Source organism: Brevibacillus sp. NSP2.1 (genome assembly GCF_000470975.2).
In the GTDB taxonomy this organism is placed as follows: domain Bacteria; phylum Bacillota; class Bacilli; order Brevibacillales; family Brevibacillaceae; genus Brevibacillus; species Brevibacillus agri.
Map to the genome: position 1 here is coordinate 3111121 of NZ_CP048274.1, position 16952 is coordinate 3128072.

Here is a 16952-nt window from a genome sequence, read left to right on the forward strand (position 1 = left end):
TCCGTTCCTATGTGTGGAAAAGAAAGCTGCCGAAGCGTCAACTGTCGTAACTGCTCCACGCCGGAAGGCCGCCCGCTTCCTTTGCCGCCTTGACAGCCTGAATCACGGCCTCGGCAAGCACATCCGCCGACAGCGCCCCGACGAGATCGACCGCCGCCCCTACTTCATCGGTGGCGACGGCAAAAATCGTGTCGCCATCGTACATCGTATGAATCGGGCGAATGGTGCGGGCAAGCCCGTCGTGCGCCATTTGCGCAACCTTTTGCGCCTGGGCCTTGGTCAGCTTCGCATTGCTGGCGACGACGGCAATCGTCGTGTTCGTGCCCGGAGGAATCGGCGAAAAAGCATGCTGGAGCATCATGTCCATGCTGTCTCGAATCTCCCCCCGCTCATCGCGCGGCCCGGCGAGAATGACCCCTGTCTTCGGCTCCACGACATGACCGACCGCATTGACCGCGACCAGTGCGCCGATGACCAGTCCGCTCGGCAAAGTCAGCGACGCGCTGCCGAGGCCGCTTTTCATCGCATGGGCAAACCCGTTCAGCTTGCCGACGGAAGCGCCCGTACCCGCGCCGACATTCCCTTGGGCGACAGTCTCCGAGCTTGCTGCCAGCGCCGCCTGATAGCCCATCTGCCGGTCCGGCCGCACCCGGTAATCGCCAACAGCCAAATCGAACAGGACGGCGGCCGGGACAATCGGGACGACGCCGTAGCCTACGTCCAGCCCGATGCCCTTTTCCTCCAAATACTGCATCACGCCTGAGGCCGCGTCCAGGCCGTAGGCACTGCCACCGGACAGGCAGATGGCGTGGACGACGCTGACCAGATTGAGCGGGTCCAGCAAATCCGTCTCGCGGGTGCCCGGGGCAGAACCCCGGACATCCACGCCGCACACAGACGGCTTTTCCAGCAACACGACACTGCAACCCGTCAGCGCTGCTTCATTTTGCGCATGCCCGACGCGAATGCCGGGCACATCGACAATGGTTCCTGTCATGGCTTACAAGTCTCCTGAAATTTTCGATTTTTGTCTCCCGGAGCTTCCCAGCTTTTTCCACGCCGCGACTACCGCCAACGTCACGATGACCGAGACGACCGCTTCCGGCAGGCCGTTTGTCACGGCAACCGTCGCCGCGACGCCAAACGGCATGTACCCGCGAATGACCGCCATCCCGAGAACGAGAATCGTGTTGGTCAGCGCCCCGATAAAGCCGGCTGCGCCAATCGCCAGGTACTGGTTGACGTTTCGCAGGCCGACGTAGGTCAAGTACGCCGTCACCCCGATAAACAGGCGCGGCAGGATCGCGACCAGCGGATCTTTGAACAGCGGAACAGTGGCGTTCAGGAAGGAAGATACTCCAAAAATGAGACCAATAATCATACCGACGCCCCAGCCCTCCATGATGCCGCCGATGATGGCCGGGATGTGCATGATGGTGGCGTTGCCAGCCGCCGTCGGAACGGGGATGTAGCCGAGCCGCGTGACCCCGAGCAAAATCGCGATCGCTCCGAGCACCCCTGCAATGACGATCTTGCGTACGGTCAATCCTTTTTCCATGCCTACTCCTCCTTTTTGCCAAGCGATATATGGAATCCCCAGAAGGGAGAACTCCCGCCCACTACCACGGTATTCCCAACATGATTGCGGAAATGACCACGCTTGCCAGCAGTGCGGCATAATCGCCGCCCTTCGCCTTGTACTGGGTATAGCGCGTCCGGGCCGCACCTGGCGTATAGCATCTCGCTTCCATCGCCAAAATCAGGTCTTCGGCTCTGGATAGCGCCACGTTGAACAACGGGATGATGATCGGAAACATGTCTTTCGTCCGCTGCACGATCCGCCACCACTCGCCTGTGCCGAAGTCGGCGCCGCGGGACGCCTGTGCCTTCATCATTTTTTCCATCTCCATCGCAAACGTCGGGACGAAGCGAATGGCGATGGTGATGATGAGCGCAAACGCATGGACCGGAAACTTGACTTTTTCCAACGGACCGAGCAGCCGCTCCATCCCGTGCGTCAGTTCCGTCGTCGAGGTGGAGAGCGTCAGCACGCTGGAGAGAAAAATCACCTCGACAAAGCGCATGGCGGAGACGATGACGAGCCGGATGCTCTCGCTCGATATGGTGATGAAGCCGTACTGGAAGTAGATCGTGCCGCCGTTTGCGATCTCGCCGTAAAACAAAAGCTGCATGATCGCCAAAATTATGATGAACGGAACGGCCGGCTTGATCCCGGAGATGCCGTAGTGCAGCGGGATTTTCGATACGTGGAACAGCCACAGGCAGATCGCCAGCGCAAACAGGTTGCCCACATATGTATTGCAGATGGCGATCGCGACGATCATGATGGCAAAAGCGCCGAGCTTGAACCGCGGGTCCAGCCGATGCACGACAGAAGCAGTCGGCAAATACTGTCCGATGGTAATATTGCGCGTCAATTCAAATTCCGCTGACATGTGCTCCCCTCCCTAGCGCTGGATCAGCTTCAAGATTTCATACGCAGTCTCTTCCGGCAAGTAGGCTTTCGGATCAATCGGGTAGCCGCGTTCGCGCAAGCGGTACAATATATCGACCGATTCCGGCGTGCCGATATGGTGCTCGCGCAACAACTCCTGATTGCCGAAAATATGCCGCGGGGTCCCTTCGCAGACGGCTTGCCCGTTAGCCATGACGTACACGCGGTCAGCGAGCTGCGCGACTTCCTCCATGTTGTGCGAGACGAAGATGACGGTAAGCCCTTCTTCGCGATTCAGCCGTTTGATCCGCTCCAGCAGCTCCAGCCGGGAGCGCGGGTCCAGTCCGGCTGTCGGCTCGTCGAGCACCAGCACCTTCGGCTGCAGCGACAGGACGCCAGCGAGCGCGACCTTGCGCTTTTGCCCGCCGCTCAGGGCGTAGGTGGGACGATCCTTCATCTCCTGAAAGTCCAGGCCGACGAGGTCCATCGCCCATTTCACCCGGTTTTTCACCTCTTCCAGCGGCAGTCCCATCTTGAACGGGCCGTAGGCGACATCGTCTCCGACCAGCTTTTCGAACAACTGGTCCTCGGGGTTTTGGAACACCAGCCCTACTTGCCTGCGCAGCGCCCGGATGTCTATTTTCGGCTGGGATACGTCTATGCCGTTCACGATGACCGTCCCTGACTGCGGGCGGATCAGCCCGTTGAAATGCTGGATCAAGGTCGACTTGCCCGAACCCGTATGCCCGATAATCGCCAGGCATTCGCCCGCGTTCGCCTGCAGGCTGACTTCCTGCAACGCCGCGTGCGCGAGCGGCGTTCCTTGCATGTACACATGCGACAGCCTTTGCACATCGACAATCGGTTGCGTCATGAGCCGCTCGCCTCCGTCTGTCTGACGTACAAACGGTCGACCTCTGCCACCACTTCTGCATTGTGGATCAGGTCCGGGGAAAAAGCGGGCAGCTCGGCATGGACGAGCGCGGCTATTCGGCTTGCGTCCGGCACGTCGAGGTGAAGCTCGCGCAGCCTGTCCTGATGCGCGAACACTTCCCGCGGCGTACCTTCCACCAGCACGATTTTGCCGCCCTCCATCACGATGACCCGATCCGCCTCCGTCACCTCTGACATGTGGTGCGTGACGGTCACGATCGTCATTCCTTCGCGGTGCAGCTTGCGGACGACGGCGAGAATGTCCTGCCTGCCGTAGCTGTCCAGCATACTCGTCGCTTCATCGAGAACGAGGCATTGCGGCTTCATGGCGAGAATGCCGGCAATCGCGATCCGCTGCTTTTGCCCGCCCGACAGATGGTGCGGCGGCCGATGGCGAAAGGCGCTCATTCCGACTGCCTCCAGCGCAAAATCGACCCGTTCCCGCATTTCCTCCGCACTCGTCCCGATGTTTTCCAGCCCAAAGGCCACGTCGTCCTCGACGATGGTGGCAACAATCTGGTTATCCGGATGCTGAAAGACCATTCCCACGCGGCTTCGCACTTCGTGAATCCGCTCTTTTTCCTTCGTATTGATGCCGTTGACGAAGACGTTGCCTTCCTTTGGCGTCAAAATGCCGTTGAGGTGTTTGGACAACGTCGATTTGCCGGACCCATTGTGCCCGATAATGGCGACATACTCGCCGGGATACACTTCAAGAGAGACGTTTTGCAGCACCGGAATCTGCTGATCCTGGCTCACCTGATAGGCAAACGAAACGTTTTCGACACGGATGATCGGTTGTGTAGACATGTGTTCCCTCCCTTTCCACGGGTGTGCGTCTTATAGCCATATGCAAGCAACTCCCGTGCCAAGTCATTATGTTTTTAATTTTCTGTAAATTTCAGACTTCAAAGATGAATCTTCTGTTGCAATCCGCATCATTTTCGTTGCTGTTGCAACATCAGTCTACTTCGCCATATTTCTTCATTTTTCTCCACAGAGTCGTGCGATCCATCCCCAACAACTTCGCTGCCTCGCCCTTGTTTCCTTTTGTCATTTCCAAAACCTTCCTGATTACCTCTGCTTCGTCTTGCTCCTGCTGCCGGAAGGCGTTGCGCTGGGCGAGCTTTTTCGCCAAAAACAACGTGTCCTCCAGTCCGAGACGGTCGCTTTTGCACAGCAGCACCATGCGTTCGACCACATTGCGCAGTTCGCGGACATTGCCCGGCCAGTCGTATTGCGCAAGAAACCGGTACACAGACTCGTCCACTCCCTGTAGTCGCCTGTCGCCGCGCTGCGCGATTTCCTCCATGATCGCCTCCATCAACAGCGGGATGTCTTCCGTGCGCTCGCGCAACGGCGGCAGCTCCAGCGTCAACACGTTCAGCCGGTAGTACAGGTCCGAGCGAAACAGCTTTTCCGCCATCAGTTGTTCCAGATTGCGGTTGGTCGCCGCGATAATCCGCACATCGACCGGGACGATCCGCTCGCCGCTGATCCGGCGCACCTTTTTCTCCTGGAGGACGCGCAGCAGCAGCGCCTGAATCGTGATCGACATTTCCCCGATCTCGTCGAGAAACAGCGTTCCGCCGTGCGCCAGCTCGAACAGGCCGGGCTTCCCGCCTTTTCGCGCGCCTGTAAACGCCCCTTCCTCGTATCCGAACAGCTCGCTTTCCAGCAGGTTTCCGGGGAGCGCGGCGCAATTGACCGCGATAAACGGACCTGTCGCCCGCTGGCTGCTCAAATGAATGCCCTGCGCAAACAGCTCCTTGCCCGTCCCGGTCTCGCCCTGGATCAGCACGGTGGCATCCGTTCTGGCAAAAGTTTCTGCCCATTCCTTCGCCTCGCGCATCGCTTTGGACTGGCCGACGATATCCTCCAGCCGAAACTTGGCTTCCAGCCCGCTTTCCATGCTTTGCTTGCGGATGCGCAGCTCCATCTTTTGAATGTCCGTAATTTCCTTGAACGTCGAGACGGCCCCGACGACCTCTCCTTCCACCACAATCGGCAGGCGGTTGATGATGATTTGCCGATTCAGGACGGTGGCGATGTCGCCGATTTCTTTTTTTCCGGTTGCCAAAATGCGCAGCATGTCCGAGTTGGGGATGTAGCGGGTAATTTTCTCCCCGACGACGTTTGGCGGCAAGCCGAGTATTTCCGTCGCATTCTGGTTGACCCAGATGATCGTATAGTCGTGGTCGACCGCGATAATGCCGTCATGCGAGGCGTCGAGGATCGCCTGAATGTGAATGTCGCCGATCATTTTCCTGCCTCCCCTTCCTCCGCCCGGTCCAGCATGACAGCCACTTCGGCTGGCGGCTTTCTCGCCCGGCGTCTCGTCTTGCGCTTCTTTTTGCGCAGCGCAAACAAAGCCGCAAGCATGAGTCCGAGCGTCGCGAGCTGAATCGGCTGGGACAGCTTCGCCTGGACCCAGCCGCTCATGCCGAGCAGATGGAACAGGACGGCCATGTAAAGAAGAATCGATGCGAGATTTTGCGCGTTCACTCTTGTCACTCCTGTCTGGCCTTATCGGATGGGAGAAGAAAAACTCCCGTGAAGCCAGGATGAGTAGCTCCACAGGAGTGTCGGTTCGTGCTGTCTGATTCGTTTAGATCGGGAGAAGCTCTACGCTTTCCTTGCTCTCAAGCTCTGCCACCATGTCCAGCCACGCTTGCGGCTTTTGCGGCAGCACGGCGTAATAGCGTTTGAGGAAAGTGACGATCAACTCTGCCTCCAGGCTCGTCTGCTCTTCATTCGTCGGCATGAAGCCAAGGTCCAGCCCCGATACGGCCTCGCCATCGTTTTGCCAGGATGGGTGCACATAGGCGATATTCGTGCGCTTGTAGCCCAGGTGGGAGAGAACTTCGCGGCGCACGAACGGGTCCATCGGCTTGATGCCGCCAAAGCTGTGCTCCTCCACGCGGTACGGATCGTAAATTTCGGCAAACATGCCGTACAGCTCCTTGCCGTTTTCCTTTGCAAGCGCGAGCAGGTCTTTTTGCCGCTCTCTCGCCAGAAAACGGCCTACGCCAAGCCCTTCCCGCCCGATAATCGTAAAGTCGGTCATCGCGACGTTCAGGTCGGGATAGTAACGGTATTCGGTGGCTCCGACTACTTCTCCTTCATGCACCGCGACAAACACGCGAATGCCCGGGTCTTCGAGCGGCTCTTTCCACAGGTCGTAGTCCAAAACCTCTTCTGGCGGGAAAACTTCCTGCATCAAACGGTGCATTTTCGCAAACAGCGGGTTGTCAATATGTTGAATGCGTACAAATTCCATCGGGATCCATCCTCCTGAGCGTGAGAAAATCGGTGTATCGTCTGTCGCCTAGCGTGCCAGAAACGGGTTTTTCCACTCCATCAGCACGGCGTAGTTGCGGGACTCTTCGTCCTCCAAATAGTTCGGCACAATTTGCACGGGCACACGGCCACAGCGCATGAGAAACGTGATGACCGGGTCTTTGACCTCTCCGGCGACCACGCGCTCGACGTATTGCTCTGGCGTCCACTCGCCAGCGTAGCGGCCGTAGCCAGGCATTCTGCCGCCGCCCAAGAGCCGCTTCAAGCCTTTTTGCACGACCAGCTCGTACATCGCCTGCATCATGAGCTGTCCGAGTCCGAGCTTGCGGTGACTCGGCCGGATGCAAATGTCGACTATGTACAGCGTGTCCCCGTCCGGATCGTGGTTGCGAATGTAGCCGTTGTCGGTCACATCCGCCCACTGGTGCTCCGGGTGCGCTGGATCGAACGGCACGAGCAGCCCGGTCATCGAGCCTGCCAGCACGCCGTCCACCTCCACGCAAATCGCGCCCTCGGGAAACAGCGTAATGTGGTTGGTGAGCTGCTCCTGGTTCCACCACAGCTCGGATGGAAACGGCGGCGGGAAGCTTTCCGCCTGAATCTGGATCAGCTCGAAAAAGTCGGAGCGGTTGTAGTTGCGGATGACGGCCTTGCGCGGCTTGTCCCCTTCAAACACATACAGCTCTTTGCGGTACATATCCATCCTCCGTCCGTTCGCGGTATGCTAGCTCCAATCGGGATACAGGTCTGTGCGACGGTCGCGCCAGGTGGTGACCGAGCCTTTTTCCCGCACCTCGTACAAAAGCGACAGGTCGAGATCGGCGGTCACGAGCATGTCCTGGTTGATTTCGCCCTCGGCGAGCACTCCGCGAGGCGGGAACGGCACATCGTTCGGCGTCAAAATCGCGGCCTGCCCGAAGTTGGCACGCATAAAGTCGACGGTCGGCAGCGAGCCTACCGTCCCTGTCAGAACGACGTACACCTGGTTTTCGATCGTGCGCGCATGGCTCGTGTAGCGCACGCGGTGGAAAGCGTGGCGGTCGTCGGTGCAGGACGGACAGAAAATGACGTCCGCTCCGCGCGCCTTGGCGATGCGCACCCACTCGGGGAACTCGATGTCGTAGCAAATAATCAGCGCGACCTTGCCTTTGTCGGTCTCGAAAATTTGCAGCGAGTCGCCCGCGCCCATGTTCCAGCCTTTGACTTCCCATGGCGTGATGTGGATTTTCTTTTGCTGGCCCACCCGTCCGTCCGGATAGAACAAAAAGGCGGTGTTGTACAGCTTGCCGTTTTCCTCGATAATGTGCGTGCCGCCGATGAGGTGCATGTCGTACTTGGCCGCGAGGGAAGAAAACAACTGCACATACCGCTCGGTGAACGACGGCAGTGCCGTGATCGGCAAAGCATTTCCGTGTTCGTCGCCGATGGACATGAGTTGGGTAGTAAACAATTCAGGAAACAGCAAAAACTCGGCGTCGTACTCCTGGGCGTTTCGGACGTAGTGCTCAACCTGATTTGCAAAATCTTCAAAGCTATGTATCGTATGCAGATGGTACTGCACTGCTGAGACGCGCATTTTCATGGCATTCTTCCTTCCTTTTTTCCATATGCCTAAAATATATCAAAAATGATCGAGAAAGTCTCTCTTGCAATATGCCGCACAGCAAACTTGGCCAAAGGCAACAGAAGAGTCACCTGCCCCTTCGGACAGGCGACTCTTTTTCGGTCAACAAACGCGGAAATGCCCTCGCCAAAAAAACGGGGGTGCAGCAATGTACTTCGTGACCGGGCGACTGACCGCCTTCATGCAGCGAAACACCGTCCCGCCGGGAGTTGCGCGCGAGTACCGGCAGAAGCTTTTTACATGCCGCTGTTCGTGCCGCTCATGCGCAAGGCCGTCTTGTACAGCAGCTCCGTCCCGAGCGCGATGTCTTCATAGGTGGAAAATTCCTGCGGATTATGGCTGATCCCGTCCTTGCAGCGGACAAAAATCATGCCGTAGTCGCACACGTACGAAAGAGCCAGCGCATCGTGGAACGGGCCGCTCATCAGTTCGCGGGCGGAAATGCCCAGCGCACGGCTCTCCTCGTGCATGATCGCCTTGATCCAGTCCGCGCAATAGCGCGGGTCGCTGTTCGTGTCCTCCGTAATCGTGTACTGCAAGCCGCCCTCTGCCGCCGCACGGGCAATCGCCTCGCGCAGCGCTTTTTCCCGCTCGTCCCGCCGCACGAGATCAATGTCGCGCAAATCGACGGAAAAGCGCACCCGCTCAGGGATGATGTTGCGGGAATCCGGGAACACCTCCAGGTGGCCTACCGTGCCTACCGTCGGCGCCTCCGGGTCTAGCCGGGCCAGCTCGTTTACCGCGAGAATGACTTTGGCCGCTCCGACCAGCGCGTCTTTGCGCATCGGCATCGGCACCGATCCGGCATGTCCGGCAAAGCCCGTCAGCTCGACCGTCCACCACAGCGGGCCCGAGATCGCCGACACGATGCCGATCGGCTCGTTGGCATCGTCGAGAACTGGCCCTTGCTCGATGTGCAGCTCCAGATAGGCGCCGATGCTGCCTGCGGGATAGACCGATTCGGCCAGGCGCTCGGGGTCGCAGCCGAACGCTGCGAGCGCCTCCCTGCGCGTCACGCCGCTTTTGTCGGTGCGCTCCAGGTCTTGCGGGTCGAGCTGCCCGAGGATTCCTTTTGAGCCGAACAAGCCTTTTTGAAAACGGCAGCCTTCCTCGTCGCAAAACGCCACTACCTCAATCGGCTGCTTGGGGACGATGCCTTGCTCGCGCAGCGTCTGGGCGACCTCCAGACCGCCCAATACGCCGATTACGCCGTCATACCTGCCGCCGTACGGCTGGGAATCAATGTGCGAGCCGATCATCAGGACGGGCGCAGCCGGGTTTTGGCCAGCCAGTCGCCCGATCAGGTTGCCGAAGTGGTCCAGCCGGGCAGACAGCCCCGCTTCCTCCATCCAGGAGCGCACCAGCTCCACGCCAGCGCGATCCTCCGGGGACAGGGCCAGCCGACATACACCCGTCTCGCCGATTTTCCCGATCTGGGCCAAAGCTTCGATCCGCTTTCGCAGCCGCTCTTCGTTGATCGTAAGCACTCTCGCTTTTACGTTCATGCCTTCAAAACCTCCTCATCCTGACTTTGGTAAACGATCTTGCCGTCAATCATCGTCTGTTCGACCTTCAGTTCTTTGATGCGCTCGTGCGGGTGGGACAAAATGTTGCCGTTCAGCACCACGAGATCGGCCAGCTTGCCCGGCTCAATGCTGCCCTTGATCCCCTCCTCGAAGCTGGCGTACGCGCCGTTCCAGGTGAACATGCGGATCGCTTCCATGACGGTGACGCGCTGGTTGGTCCCGACTGGCTGGCCTGTTTTGCTCCGTCGGTTGACCGCGGCGTGAATGCCGATCAGCGGGTTGAAATCGGTCACCGGGCAGTCCGATGCCCCTGCCGCGATGATGCCAAGATCAGCCTGCCCGCGCGCGGGAAACATGTGCCCGACCCGTTCCCCGATGTTTTTGACGTACGAATCGCCGTGATCGTAAATGAACGCCGGGTTCGGGATCGGCACAACGCCCAGTCGGGCCATTCGCGCAAGTAAGTCCGGCGACGAGACGCCCGCATGCTCGATCCGGTGGCGGTGGTTCTTACGCGGATGCGCGGCCAGCGCGGTTTCAAAGCAGGTCAAGAGCATGTCGATTGCGCGATCCCCCTGGGCATGCGCGGTAATCTGAAAGCCTTTGGCATGTGCCTCTCCCAAAATCGTATTCAACTCGTCCTGTTCATAGTAGAGAATTCCGCAATCGCCGGGACGGCTGTCAAACGGCTTGCGCATCGCCATCGTCGGCGCAATGCTCGCTCCATCGGTAAACACCTTCGCCGGGCCGATGCGAAAGCGCTCGTCGCCCGTTCCCGTGACCATTCCCGCGTCGATCATCCGCCGCACGAAGTCCTCCGACTGATTCAGGGCGCAAATGATCGCGTAAATGCGCACCTTGACGTCGCCTGCCTGCACCGCCTTTTGCATCGCCCGATAGTTGTCCGGCCCGTACCCGCCTGCGTCGTGAACGCTGGTGATGCCAGCCGCCACAAAATCTTCGGAGGCGAGGCGCAGCCCCTCTTTGTACTCCGCTTCGGAAAAAGCGGCCAGCTCAAACATTTTCATGTGGGCCGTCTCGACCAAAAAGCCTGTCAATTCGCCCTGCCCGTCGCGGTCGATCCGGCCGCCCTGCGGGTCCGGCGTCTGTTTGTCGTAGCCGGCGCGCTCCAATGCCCGGCTGTTTGCGACACTGTGGTGGGCGCACGTCCGCATGACGAAGATCGGATGCTTGCCCGACACCGCATCCAGTTCGGCACGGGTCGGATAGCGCTGCTCGATCATCAAGTTTTCGTCGAACCCGCACGCTCTCACCCATTCGCCCTCCGGCGTTGTTTCCGCCCGCTCCCTGAGCGCCGCGAGCAGTTCCTCGATCGAGCGGATGCCGCGCGCCTTGCAGTCCACGCCGAGCTTGTTCGTGCCGTAGATCGTGATGTGCAAGTGCGCGTCGATAAAGCCGGGCAAAAGGCTTTTGCCTTCCAGGTCGATGATGTTTGTCTCTGGCTCGATCAGCTTTTTGATCTGTTCGGTTGTGCCGACAGCGACAATCCGGTTGCCTTTGATCGCGACCGCTTCTGCGATCCGGTCCTGCGCATCCACGGTCACCACATGTCCATTGAGAAAAACGGTATCTGCCATGTTGCTTCCCCCATTCGTTTTTTCACGTTGCCTTGCGCGCTATTCCAGCGTAGGCGTCCCTTCTGCTTTCGCCGCCTGATGCTCACCGACAGCCATGCTTCTCGTTACCGCTGTCACGGCAAACATGACGACGATGTTGACGAGCAGCGCCACTACCCCGATGTTCAAATCTTTAATCGCGGACGGCCAATGCGGGAACATTGTCGCCAGCGTCACGTTCGCCACCGTGACATAAGCCACCGTCGCCACCCCTGCGAGAATGCCGGCGAACGCCCCGTATTTGTTCACCCAGGGCTGCTTCGGCAAGCTGAACAACAGCGCCGGGAACAACTGGGTCACCAGGCTGTAGCCCATCAACAGCAAGGTTACGAGCGTGTCGCCGCCGCCGAGCGTAAAGTAGAGAGAAACCAGAGAGATAACTGGCACGAGCAGTTTTGCCGTCTTCGCGATCTGGGCATCCGTCGTGGCAGGCGCCATCACCTTGTACACGTTTTTCGCCAAAAGCGTCGCCCCTGTCATCAGCAGCATGGAGCCGGGCACGAGCGCCGTCAGCAGCCCCGCCGCCCCGATGATGCCGACGATCCACGGGTCAAACGTTGTAAGCGACAGCCGTAGCAAAGACAAATCCCCGTCTGCCCCTTGCAAGCCGGGAACTTGCAGGATCGCGGTAAAGCCGACGAAAAACACAAACAAGAGCATCAAGGTGTAGAGCGGCAGCATGATCGTATTTTTGCGGAAAACATTTTCATTCTTGGCCGAAAAGACCGAGCCGAACGTATGCGGCCACATATAAAAGCCGAAAACCGTAATGAGTACGGTGGAAATGTACCAGGAAATGCTGAGCCCTTCTTCCGGAAAGGTCAGAAAGCCCGGATTCGCCGCCTGCACCGCTTCGAACATCGGCTGAATGCCGCCGTAGTAGTGGTACGGCAAGTAAATCCCGAGAAAGACGACGACGAAAAAGATCATGATGTCCTTGATCGCTGCCGTCCAGGCCGAGCCGTGAATGCCGGACAGCATCACGTAGATAGTGACCGCGATCACGCCGAGCCAAACAGCGGCTGCTGGCGAGATCGTCCCGTAAGAAGCTTCCGAGACGATAATGCCAAGCCCTTTAAATTGCAGCACGAGGTACGGGATGATCGCGACGACGCCAACGGCGGCCACGAGAATGCCCAGGATCGGGCTGTTGTATTTGCTCACAAAAAAATCGGATTGGGAGACGAGTCTGTGTTCTTTGGCATAGCGCCAGATCGGAGGCAGTAGCCAGTAGGAAATGACGTAGGCAAGCGAGATGTAGGACAGGACGTAGTAGGAAGGCGCTCCTTTGGAGTAGGCCCAGCCGCTTCCGCCAAGGAACGTAAAGGTCGTATAAATTTCCCCCGCCACCAACAGGAAAATAAAGATAGAGCCAAAGCCTCTGCCGCCAACCGTCCATTGCTCCATGTTCATGTCTTTTCCTTGTCGCGCGCGAATCCCGGAGTAGAACGCCAGCAGCAGAAAGGCAAAAATAATCAAGAGGGCGCTGTTCATGATGAGCTCTCCTCCTCTTTTGTCGCCGGATCGATTTTGTTCAAAATCGCCATGACGACAGAGATCAGCACCACCCACAACACAATCCAGAACAGGACAAATGGCATCCCAAGCACATACGGCTCCACCCGGTTGACAAAAGGTATCCCGCCAAGCATGCCGACAAACGGCACGACCCCAAGCCAATCTCTTGCTTTCATGCAAATCCCCCTGTTTACTCGATTTGTCCCATTGCCTGCGCGCGCTTTGGACATGTACTCTATTATTATCGAAAAATTCAATTTTCTCCTTTGTGCAAATGACCAGAAAACAGAGCAAGCTTTTGTTTGTGCTGATAAAAAATGGAACACCGGGGGGGAAGTAGCGTGATAACAGTCCGTGAACTGATACAGGTTGGGGGCTTTGCAAAAAACGCCGTGCTGGCGGGGGAAGAGTTTCTCGACAGAGAGCTGCTCGGGGTTACTTCGTTTGACTCTCCCGACGGGCACCGCTGGCTGCGGCCCGGCGAATTTGTGCTGACGACAGGCTTCCCGTTTTTGACGCAAAAAGATTCATGCGAGGAAGGGCTGACCCGACTGATCGACGAACTGGTCGAGACGGGAACGCCGGGACTTGCGATCAAGCTCGGCCGCTACATCGAGAGCCTGCCCCCTGCCGTCCTCGCCTACGCGCAAAACAGGCAAATGCCGATCCTGTCTTTTCCGATGGAAAAAGCATGGTCAGATGTCATCGTGCCCGTCGTGCAATACATCAACGACAAACAGCGCATCGAACTCAACCGCACACACGCCATTTACGAGCGGTTTCATCGCCACCTGACCGCCGGAGATCCGGTTTCCAAGCTGGCTGAACTGCTGCACGACCTGTTGCAAGCCCCCGTCTCCATTCAAGTGCCTGGCTGCAAATGGAAGTGGGAGTCGCCGCCCGAAGCATTCCCCGCCGACTCGGAGATCGGCCAAAAGTTTGGACAAACCGCTTCCCGCCATCTGGGCATGCACCCGCTCGCCAAAAGCGCCAATGGCTATCCCATCCGGTGGCTGCTGCACGAGCAGAAGGTGCAGGGCGCGATTGTTGTGGGGCAAATGGACCGGGAGCTGCACGCGTGGGAAAAGGTCGCCATCGAGCAAAGCGCGGCCTTGCTGTCGCTGGAAATGGAGCGCATGCGCTCTGTCGCCGAGACGTATCAGCGCTTCCGCAACGATTTTTTGCAGCTTCTTCTCGGCGGCGAGATTCATGCGCAAGACGTGCTTACGCGAAAAGCGGATGAGGTCGGCTGGAAGCTCGCGGACCACTATACCGTCGTCGTCATGGGAGTGTCCCCGCACGAGCGCACAGGCATCGAAAACTGGACCGAAAATCACGGTTTGCTGGAAGCTCTCCGCCCTCTCCTGTCTTCTCTCGACCTGGCGATCCTCTTCGGGCTCGATCAGCACAATCGCGTCGTTTTGCTCGTGCCGACCGCAGCAGAAACCGCAGAGGCTGTAGGCAGCATGCGGCAAGTGCTCGAAGCCGTGCGCTCGTTTGCCTGGCAGCAGCCTGTGTTCGTCGGGCTGGGCCGCTTTCATTCTGGACGGGCAGGCATCGTCCAGAGCTACCGCGAGGCGCAAATCAGCTTTCGGACGGCGCTGCGCGGCAGTTCCGCATCCGCCGCGGCCAACACCGTCGTCGTCGACTTCCACGACCTCGGGCTGGAGCGCATCCTGTTTGCGGAGCAGCCCGGCACGGAAGCATCCTCTTTGGCTAGAGAATACTTGGGCCGGATCAGGGAGTACGACCGGGAGAAAAACGGCCAGCTCTTGCAGACGCTCCAAGTCTTTTTGCAGGCGGACGGCAATCATGCCGAAGCAGCCGCGCAGTTGTTCGTCCACAAAAATACGATCAAGTACCGGCTGGCACTCATCCGCGAGCTGTCCGGGCTGGACCCGGAAAACGGCCATGACCAACTGCTGCTGCGCATCGCCATGACAGTGCAATCGATCGGGTATCCGCAAGCGGAAGCTGGTATAATGGCAAAAGAGAGACGTAGGGGGAATTTGCATGGATGAGTGGTTGAACAAGCCTGTGAAAACGAGAGAACGCCCGAAAAAACGCGGAATCGTCGAATACATCGACGACCAGTACATCGTCGTCTTTTTTACGGCTCCGCGCAAGGAACGCGTTATCTTTTCGAGCAAAGAGTCGTTTTTGAGCAAAGTGGAGTTGTTGGAGGACGAGCCGCCCGCCCCGTAACAGTGTGCTTTTTCGCACGCCAAAAACCCGTGTCCGGCACAACGAATGGTGCATAGGACACGGGTTTTGCGTTTTCCTGTGAACGTAAGAAACCGTCGCTTTTACGCGTAGTGCTCTTCGCGCAGGCGCTTGATCTCTTCGCTGTCGAGGTACTCGTCGTAGGTCATCATCTTGTCGATAACGCCCTTAGGAGTGAACTCGATGATCCGGTTGGCGATGGTTTGCACGAACTGATGGTCGTGGGAGACGAACAGCAGTGTTCCTTCAAAGTCGATCAAGCCGTTGTTCAACGCTGTGATCGATTCCAGATCCAAGTGGTTCGTCGGTTCGTCCATAATCAGCACGTTGGCGCCAGCCAGCATCATTTTGGACAGCATGCAGCGAACTTTTTCGCCCCCGGACAGCACGTTCGCTTTTTTCAGCGCTTCGTCGCCGGAGAACAGCATGCGGCCGAGGAATCCGCGAATAAACGTCTCGTCCTGCTCCTTGGAGTATTGACGCAGCCAATCCACGAGGCTCAAATCGGTGTCGAAGTACTCTGCGTTGTCTTTCGGGAAGTACGCGCGGGAAGTGGTGACGCCCCATTCAAAAGAGCCGCTGTCCGGCTGTACTTCGCCCATCAAAATTTGGAAGAAGGTCGTTTTCGCCAGCTCGTTTGGTCCGACAAACGCTACCTTGTCGCCTTTGTTGATGACCAGATGGAGGTTTTCAAACAGCTTTTCGCCTTCTACGGTCTTGCTCAAGCCTTCGATCGCCAGCAAGTTTTTGCCCGCCTCGCGCTCCGGCTTGAAGTTGATGAACGGATATTTGCGGCTGGACGGACGGATGTCTTCCAGCGTAATTTTCTCCAACAGCTTTTTGCGCGAGGTCGCTTGCTTCGACTTGGAAGCATTCGCGGAGAAGCGCGCGATGAACTCCTGGAGCTCCTTCATCTTTTCTTCTTTTTTCTTGTTCTGCTCACGAACCATCTTCAGCGCGAGCTGGCTGGATTCGTACCAGAAGTCGTAGTTCCCTACGTACATTTGAATTTTGCCGAAGTCGATATCCGCAATGTGCGTACACACTTTGTTCAGGAAGTGACGGTCATGGGAAACGACGATGACGGTGTTTTCATAATCGGCCAGGAAGTTTTCCAGCCAGCGAATCGACTCGATATCCAAGTGGTTTGTCGGCTCATCCAAAAGCAGGATGTGCGGGTTGCCAAACAGCGCTTGCGCGAGCAGTACCCGTACTTTTTCCGTACCGGACAGGTCTTTCATCAGCTTGTCGTGCAGGTCGGTCGGGATGCCCAGACCGATCAAAAGGCTCGCCGCATCCGCTTCCGCCATCCAGCCGTTCAGCTCTTCAAACTCGCCTTCCAGTTGAGAGGCGCGGTTGCCGTCCTCTTCGGAGAAGTCTTCTTTCATGTAGAGCGCCGTTTTTTCTTCCATAATCTCGTACAGGCGCTTGTGACCCATAATGACTGTTTTCAGTACATCGTACTCGTCAAACTCGAAGTGGTTCTGCTTCAACACAGCGATACGCTCGCCTGGTGTCACCGAAACGTGTCCGCTCGTCGGTTCGATCTCTCCGGAGAGGATCTTGAGAAACGTAGATTTCCCCGCACCGTTCGCACCGATGAGGCCGTAACAGTTACCAGGGGTAAACTTAATGGATACATCTTCAAACAGTGCGCGTTTGCCGTAGCGCAGCGTCACGTTCTGAGTGCTTATCATCGTCGCAATACCTGCCTTTTTTGAATCGTTCAAACACTT

At 57.9% G+C, this 16952-nt stretch carries 17 protein-coding genes; 2 read left to right on the forward strand and 15 right to left on the reverse strand.

Going from position 1 to position 16952, the window contains the following annotated elements:
- Window positions 1-37: 37 nt before the first annotated feature.
- From M655_RS14945 to M655_RS15010, 14 genes are all read right to left on the reverse strand, one after another.
- Window positions 38-997 (reverse strand): P1 family peptidase, encoded by a 960-nt coding sequence (locus M655_RS14945; protein ID WP_005833495.1) that lies wholly within the window; start codon window positions 995-997, stop codon window positions 38-40.
- Window positions 998-1000: 3 nt separating this feature from the next.
- Window positions 1001-1558 carry an ECF transporter S component gene (locus tag M655_RS14950; protein ID WP_005833497.1) on the reverse strand — a complete coding sequence of 186 codons (558 nt, stop codon included), beginning with the start codon at window positions 1556-1558 and terminating at the stop codon, window positions 1001-1003.
- Between the two features lie 61 nt (window positions 1559-1619).
- Entirely contained in the window at window positions 1620-2456 is an 837-nt protein-coding gene (locus M655_RS14955; RefSeq protein ID WP_005833498.1) for an energy-coupling factor transporter transmembrane component T family protein, read from the reverse strand.
- Between the two features lie 12 nt (window positions 2457-2468).
- Window positions 2469-3329, reverse strand: coding sequence for an energy-coupling factor transporter ATPase (locus tag M655_RS14960; protein WP_026557119.1), 861 nt, complete (start codon window positions 3327-3329; stop codon window positions 2469-2471).
- Window positions 3326-4198: an energy-coupling factor transporter ATPase gene (locus tag M655_RS14965; protein ID WP_026557118.1), complete on the reverse strand. Its 873-nt coding sequence runs from the start codon at window positions 4196-4198 to the stop codon at window positions 3326-3328. The genes M655_RS14960 and M655_RS14965 overlap by 4 nt, the downstream gene beginning before the upstream one ends.
- A 151-nt stretch (window positions 4199-4349) precedes the next feature.
- Complete coding sequence (locus tag M655_RS14970; protein WP_005833500.1) at window positions 4350-5651, reverse strand: sigma-54 interaction domain-containing protein; 1302 nt, start codon at window positions 5649-5651, stop codon at window positions 4350-4352.
- Entirely contained in the window at window positions 5648-5893 is a 246-nt protein-coding gene (locus M655_RS14975) for a hypothetical protein (RefSeq protein ID WP_005833501.1), read from the reverse strand. Before M655_RS14975 ends, M655_RS14970 begins: the two co-directional genes overlap by 4 nt.
- 103 nt (window positions 5894-5996) lie before the next feature.
- Window positions 5997-6668, reverse strand: coding sequence for a GNAT family N-acetyltransferase (locus tag M655_RS14980; protein ID WP_005833503.1), 672 nt, complete (start codon window positions 6666-6668; stop codon window positions 5997-5999).
- Between the two features lie 48 nt (window positions 6669-6716).
- Window positions 6717-7385 carry a GNAT family N-acetyltransferase gene (locus M655_RS14985; protein ID WP_005833505.1) on the reverse strand — a complete coding sequence of 223 codons (669 nt, stop codon included), beginning with the start codon at window positions 7383-7385 and terminating at the stop codon, window positions 6717-6719.
- Window positions 7386-7412: 27 nt separating this feature from the next.
- Entirely contained in the window at window positions 7413-8270 is an 858-nt protein-coding gene (locus M655_RS14990) for a carbon-nitrogen hydrolase family protein (protein WP_005833506.1), read from the reverse strand.
- A gap of 278 nt (window positions 8271-8548) precedes the next feature.
- A complete protein-coding gene (locus tag M655_RS14995; protein ID WP_005833507.1) occupies window positions 8549-9817 on the reverse strand; it encodes a M20 family metallo-hydrolase in 1269 nt (422 codons plus the stop codon).
- Window positions 9814-11436, reverse strand: a complete 1623-nt coding sequence (locus M655_RS15000; protein WP_007779635.1) for an amidohydrolase — start codon at window positions 11434-11436, stop codon at window positions 9814-9816. The genes M655_RS14995 and M655_RS15000 overlap by 4 nt, the downstream gene beginning before the upstream one ends.
- Before the next feature lie 39 nt (window positions 11437-11475).
- On the reverse strand, window positions 11476-12969 hold the full coding sequence (locus M655_RS15005; protein ID WP_005833509.1) for a sodium:solute symporter family protein: 1494 nt from the start codon (window positions 12967-12969) through the stop codon (window positions 11476-11478).
- Window positions 12966-13169, reverse strand: coding sequence for a DUF3311 domain-containing protein (locus M655_RS15010; protein ID WP_005833510.1), 204 nt, complete (start codon window positions 13167-13169; stop codon window positions 12966-12968). Before M655_RS15010 ends, M655_RS15005 begins: the two co-directional genes overlap by 4 nt.
- A 165-nt stretch (window positions 13170-13334) precedes the next feature.
- Here M655_RS15010 and M655_RS15015 point away from each other — a divergent pair, with 165 nt between their 5' ends.
- Window positions 13335-15014 (forward strand): PucR family transcriptional regulator, encoded by a 1680-nt coding sequence (locus M655_RS15015; protein WP_026557117.1) that lies wholly within the window; start codon window positions 13335-13337, stop codon window positions 15012-15014.
- Window positions 15007-15198, forward strand: a complete 192-nt coding sequence (locus tag M655_RS15020; protein ID WP_005833513.1) for a hypothetical protein — start codon at window positions 15007-15009, stop codon at window positions 15196-15198. The genes M655_RS15015 and M655_RS15020 overlap by 8 nt, the downstream gene beginning before the upstream one ends.
- 101 nt (window positions 15199-15299) lie before the next feature.
- On the opposite strand, the gene M655_RS15025 is transcribed toward M655_RS15020, so the two are convergent.
- Complete coding sequence (locus M655_RS15025; RefSeq protein ID WP_005833515.1) at window positions 15300-16913, reverse strand: ABC-F family ATP-binding cassette domain-containing protein; 1614 nt, start codon at window positions 16911-16913, stop codon at window positions 15300-15302.
- Between the last annotated feature and the right edge of the window lie 39 nt (window positions 16914-16952).

Coding starts and splice junctions, on each gene's coding strand:
- M655_RS14970 (WP_005833500.1), bottom strand. CDS start 5,651: ATGATCGGCGACATTCACATTCAGGCGATCCTCGACGCCTCGCATGAC.
- M655_RS14985 (WP_005833505.1), bottom strand. CDS start 7,385: ATGTACCGCAAAGAGCTGTATGTGTTTGAAGGGGACAAGCCGCGCAAG.
- M655_RS14990 (WP_005833506.1), bottom strand. CDS start 8,270: ATGAAAATGCGCGTCTCAGCAGTGCAGTACCATCTGCATACGATACAT.
- M655_RS14955 (WP_005833498.1), bottom strand. CDS start 2,456: ATGTCAGCGGAATTTGAATTGACGCGCAATATTACCATCGGACAGTAT.
- M655_RS15010 (WP_005833510.1), bottom strand. CDS start 13,169: ATGAAAGCAAGAGATTGGCTTGGGGTCGTGCCGTTTGTCGGCATGCTT.
- M655_RS15020 (WP_005833513.1), top strand. CDS start 15,007: ATGGATGAGTGGTTGAACAAGCCTGTGAAAACGAGAGAACGCCCGAAA.
- M655_RS14995 (WP_005833507.1), bottom strand. CDS start 9,817: ATGAACGTAAAAGCGAGAGTGCTTACGATCAACGAAGAGCGGCTGCGA.
- M655_RS14960 (WP_026557119.1), bottom strand. CDS start 3,329: ATGACGCAACCGATTGTCGATGTGCAAAGGCTGTCGCATGTGTACATG.
- M655_RS15005 (WP_005833509.1), bottom strand. CDS start 12,969: ATGAACAGCGCCCTCTTGATTATTTTTGCCTTTCTGCTGCTGGCGTTC.
- M655_RS15000 (WP_007779635.1), bottom strand. CDS start 11,436: ATGGCAGATACCGTTTTTCTCAATGGACATGTGGTGACCGTGGATGCG.
- M655_RS14950 (WP_005833497.1), bottom strand. CDS start 1,558: ATGGAAAAAGGATTGACCGTACGCAAGATCGTCATTGCAGGGGTGCTC.
- M655_RS14965 (WP_026557118.1), bottom strand. CDS start 4,198: ATGTCTACACAACCGATCATCCGTGTCGAAAACGTTTCGTTTGCCTAT.
- M655_RS14980 (WP_005833503.1), bottom strand. CDS start 6,668: ATGGAATTTGTACGCATTCAACATATTGACAACCCGCTGTTTGCGAAA.
- M655_RS14945 (WP_005833495.1), bottom strand. CDS start 997: ATGACAGGAACCATTGTCGATGTGCCCGGCATTCGCGTCGGGCATGCG.
- M655_RS15025 (WP_005833515.1), bottom strand. CDS start 16,913: ATGATAAGCACTCAGAACGTGACGCTGCGCTACGGCAAACGCGCACTG.